We start from the raw sequence: 3,959 nt of genomic DNA on the forward strand, positions 1-3,959 counted from the left end.
GGCGTAGACTGTCAGCCAAGTCGGAACCAAGGGGTCAGGGGGATGATCGGCAGACGCTACAAGCAGGGCACGGCACGCGGGTACGAGGCACGGCTGCCGCGGCGCATCGAAGACTTTGTGGGCGCGGACAATCCGGTGCGCGCGATCGACGCCTTCGTGGACACCTTGGACCTGGCGGTGCTCGGGTTCGTGAACGCGGGCGGGGCGCTGCGCTGCGGGCAACCGGCGTTCGCCCCGGCGGCCTTGCTCAAGCTCTACATCGCCGGCTACCTGGATCGGGTGCACAGTTCGCGGCGCCTGGGTCGGGAGTGCCGACGCAACTTGGAGTTCATGTGGCTGCTGGAGGGCCTCACCCCGGGCTACCGCACGATCGCCGCCTTCCGCCAGTTCAACGGCCCGGCGCTGCGGGCAGTGTGCAAGGACTTCATCCTCTTGTGCAAGGACCTGGACCTGCTCGGCGGGGAGGAGATCGGCATCGACGGCGCCTTCTTCAACGCCAGTGCCAGCGACGCCAGCGTCATCACCAAGACCACACTGGAGAAGCGACTCACGCAGATCGAGTGCGACATCGCGGCCTACCATCAAGACCTGGAGACCCAGGATGCCCAAGAACGGGGGTTGCCTGAGGACCTGAGCAAGACCCCGGAGTTGGCCGCCAAGATCGTGAAGCTCCAGGCGCGCCAAGCGCAGCACGGTGCCCTGCTCAAGCAGTTGGCGGACAGCGGGGCCGCGGCGTTGCAGATTACCGCGGCCCCGCATCGCGGCTGCAAGCCGCTCCCACAGAGCCCCGTAGGGTGGACAAGCGCAGCGCAGTCCACCAACCACCGCACGGGGGCAAAATCCGGGAATTGCTCACACAAAGACACAAAGAACACAAAGAAAAACAAATCATTGAAGGCGTTGGGTCGATCACCGCGCGGGTGACATCTTCGACCTGCATATCGCGTTGAAAATCTTTGTGATCTTTGTGTCTCTGTGTGAGAACTCCTCATTCTGGGATGATCGAGGCCCCTGGGTCCTATCACTCGGGCCAGAAATCCCGGCCCAGGATCTCCTCGGTCGAATAGGGGCAGGCGCTGGGAAAGCTCTCGTCTGCCAGCCCCGTTTCGTCCGCCGCCCATTCCACGGCATCCGGATAGGCCTGCGCCAACTCATCGCTCAGAAAACGGCGCAGGCTGGGGGTCTCTCTGAACAACCGCGCGAGGTCGTTGCGCTGGATGCGGATCGTCCCCTTCCAACTGTTGCAGCGCCCCGCGGGTTGGAATTGCCATTTCAGCAAATGGGCCACGAGCACCCGCAGGCGGCGATAGAGTTCCCGGCGTTCATTGCCCATCTCGGACTCCAACTCCTCGATCAGGTGCGGGACATCGAGCGCGCCGAGATTGCCGGACTTGAGCAGGCGCGCCTGTTGCTCAAGCCAGGCGAATCGGTCGACCTCATGCAGGATCACGGCAGTCATCGCGTCAGCCTCAGTTACAGTAAACCTAAGTCCGGCAGTTGCTCACGCCAAGGCGCTAAGCTCGCCAAGAAATACAATAGGGTAGTCAGGTAGGGTGGGCAAGCGCAGCGCAGTCCACCAGCCACCGCGCGGGGCTTGTCCACCCTACGGTCGTCAGCCATTGAATATCTCTCACGGAGACACGGAGACACAAAGATCTCCTGCTTTCTTCTCTGTGATCTCTGTGTCTCCGTGTCTCCGTGAGAGCCATTCTTCGGGTTTCTTCGCCCGGTAGGGCGGACAAGCCAGGTAGGGTGGACAAGCGCAGCGCAGTCCACCAACCACCGCGCGGGGCTCGGTGGACTGCGCTATCGATTGTCCACCCTACGGTCGTCAGCGCGGGGCGAGTGTTATCGGCCATCGCGGGTGCCAAAAAAAATCGCGACCAGGGGGGCTATGCCCCCCTGGACCCCAGAAGAGCCCCCCTGAACCCCTCGAGCCCCGTGAACCCCAAAAGGTAAAGGGGTAAAGGATCAAGGGGTAAGCGTCCTGGCCACGCGGAAACCGAGGATGTGGACCCGGTCGCCGGTGCCGAGCCTGAGGCGGAGGGCCGAGCGCAGGGTCCTGGGGAGGTCGAGCCAAGACCCGCCGCGCAGGACGCGCCGCCCACTGTCCGCGCAAGAACCACGCCACTCCGAGCCATCCGTCGGTGCGCCGGTGTAGCCGTCATGCCAACAGTCCTGTACCCACTCATGGACATTGCCGTGCAGGTCATGGAGTCCCCAGCGATTAGCGGGGTAGCTGCCGACGGGCTGGGTCTTTTTCAGATAGACACCGGTCTTGGCGCCGCAACCGGCATAGTCGAAGTTACCGTCATAGTTGGCCTGGGCGGTCGTGATGCAGTTGCCGGTGTTGAAGGCGGTGCTGGAGTCGGTTCTGGTCGGGGCGCGTGCCGCGGCCCCAACCCTCATCCGCGGGTTTTTGGGTGCAGCCGCCGGCGCTGACGCAGGCGTCCCACTGGTCGAAGCTGACCTCGTATTTGCCCAACTCGAAGGCCGGGACCTGCACCTGGTGCTGCGGCCATTCCCGTTCCAAACGATCCGCTTCACCCGCCGACGAGCCCATCAGGAAACTCCCGGCGGGGATGCGCACCAGCTCGGGCTCGAAGGGGAGCCGCGCGGGCGGGTCCGGCGCGGCGGGCTTGGGGACCACGGGTGCGGGCCTGACCGGCGGCGGTGCCGGTGTCGGCGCGACCGCAGCCGGCGCGGCGGCCACCCGGCCACTGACCGGTGGCGCGACCGGCCCGGGATTGCGCGAGGCGACATAGGCGACCGCGACGATGCCGGCCAGCCCGAGGACACCGCCGACGACCCAGGGCCAGGGTCCGGGTCCGGGTCCGTTCGCCGGGGGCGGCGGCGGTGGGCGGCCGGTCTCTCCGCGCGGACGCGGCGGCGCGGGCGGCGGCAGGGTCGGCCCTCTCTCCACCACCACCTTGGGTGCGGTCCCGGCCAACGCCTGCTGTAACGCCGCCACACTCTGCGTCCGCTCACCGGCCGCCATCGCCAGCGCCCGCTCGAGCGCGGCGCTGACCGGGGCGCTGATGCCGAACCGCACGGCGGGGGGCAACGGCTCGCCCTCGTTGCGGTCATGGGCGGCCGGCGGGGTGAGGCCGGTGAGCATTCGGTAGAGCACCGCAGCGACCGCGTAGACATCGGTCCAGGGGCCTTGCTTACCGCGACGGCTGTATTGCTCCAGCGGGGCATAGCCCGGGGTCAAGAGCACCGACAGCGAACGGCTGCGCTCGCCGGCGACCTGGCGGGCGGCGCCGAAGTCGATCAGGACCGGGCGGGCGTTGCCGCCGCGGATGGCGGCGAGATAGATGTTCTGCGGCTTGATGTCGCGGTGCAGCAGGCCTTCGGCATGGACCGCGCGCAGGCCGTCGAGGATCTGCTGCATCAGGGCGAGCGCCTGGGCCTCGGGCAGACGGCTGCCCGGCTGACGGTCCAGGTACTCGCCGAGCGGCAGCCCGGGGTAATATTCCATCACCAGATAGGCGGTGCCGTGGGCGGCGAGGACCTGGTGGATGCGCACGATGTTGGGATGGTCGAGCCGGGCCAGGGTGCGGGCCTCGGTCTGGAATTGCTCCAGGCCGTACCGGAAACCCTCGGCATCTTCCGTCGAATCGGGGGTGACGGTGGTGCGGTCGGTCTCGCGCCCGGCGATGTCGCGCGGGAAATATTCCTTGATGGCGACCCGCCGGTGTAGCCCGAGATCCCAGCCGAGATAGGTGATGCCGAAGCCGCCGGGCTTGCCGAGCACCCGGCCGACGAGGAACTGGCCGTGCAGCAGGGTGCGCGGGGCCAGGGTCTTGGCCGGGCGCGGGGCCTGCTCGTCATAGCCGCAGTGGGGGCAGGGGGTGCTGCCGCCGGTCTCCTTGAAGCAGCCGGGGCAGAGGGTCGCCGGGTTCGGGGTCGTCATGCCGCGGTCACTCGTGATCTTAAACTCGGCAGTTCGCACCACA

Annotated in this window: 4 protein-coding genes; 1 reads left to right on the plus strand and 3 read right to left on the minus strand. The window is 67.0% G+C overall.

Annotated elements, in window-relative coordinates; all coding sequences use genetic code 11:
* The first annotated feature begins 42 nt into the window (after positions 1–42).
* The gene (locus QZY48_RS03245) at positions 43–924 is read left to right on the plus strand and encodes a transposase (protein ID WP_295427649.1); all 882 of its coding nucleotides are present in this window, start codon (positions 43–45) and stop codon (positions 922–924) included.
* Positions 925–1,021: 97 nt separating this feature from the next.
* Here QZY48_RS03245 and QZY48_RS03250 read toward each other — a convergent pair whose 3' ends face one another.
* The 3 genes from QZY48_RS03250 to QZY48_RS03260 form a co-directional block, all read right to left on the minus strand.
* Positions 1,022–1,459 carry a DUF29 domain-containing protein gene (locus QZY48_RS03250; protein WP_295427651.1) on the minus strand — a complete coding sequence of 146 codons (438 nt, stop codon included), beginning with the start codon at positions 1,457–1,459 and terminating at the stop codon, positions 1,022–1,024.
* Between the two features lie 512 nt (positions 1,460–1,971).
* A complete protein-coding gene (locus tag QZY48_RS03255; RefSeq protein WP_295427655.1) occupies positions 1,972–2,409 on the minus strand; it encodes a formylglycine-generating enzyme family protein in 438 nt (145 codons plus the stop codon).
* Positions 2,312–3,959, minus strand: a 1,648-nt coding sequence (locus QZY48_RS03260) for a bifunctional serine/threonine-protein kinase/formylglycine-generating enzyme family protein (RefSeq protein ID WP_295427658.1), incomplete at its 5' end; no start/stop codon positions are given. The genes QZY48_RS03255 and QZY48_RS03260, both read right to left, overlap by 98 nt.

The organism is uncultured Thiodictyon sp., assembly GCF_903828115.1.
GTDB lineage: Bacteria > Pseudomonadota > Gammaproteobacteria > Chromatiales > Chromatiaceae > Thiodictyon.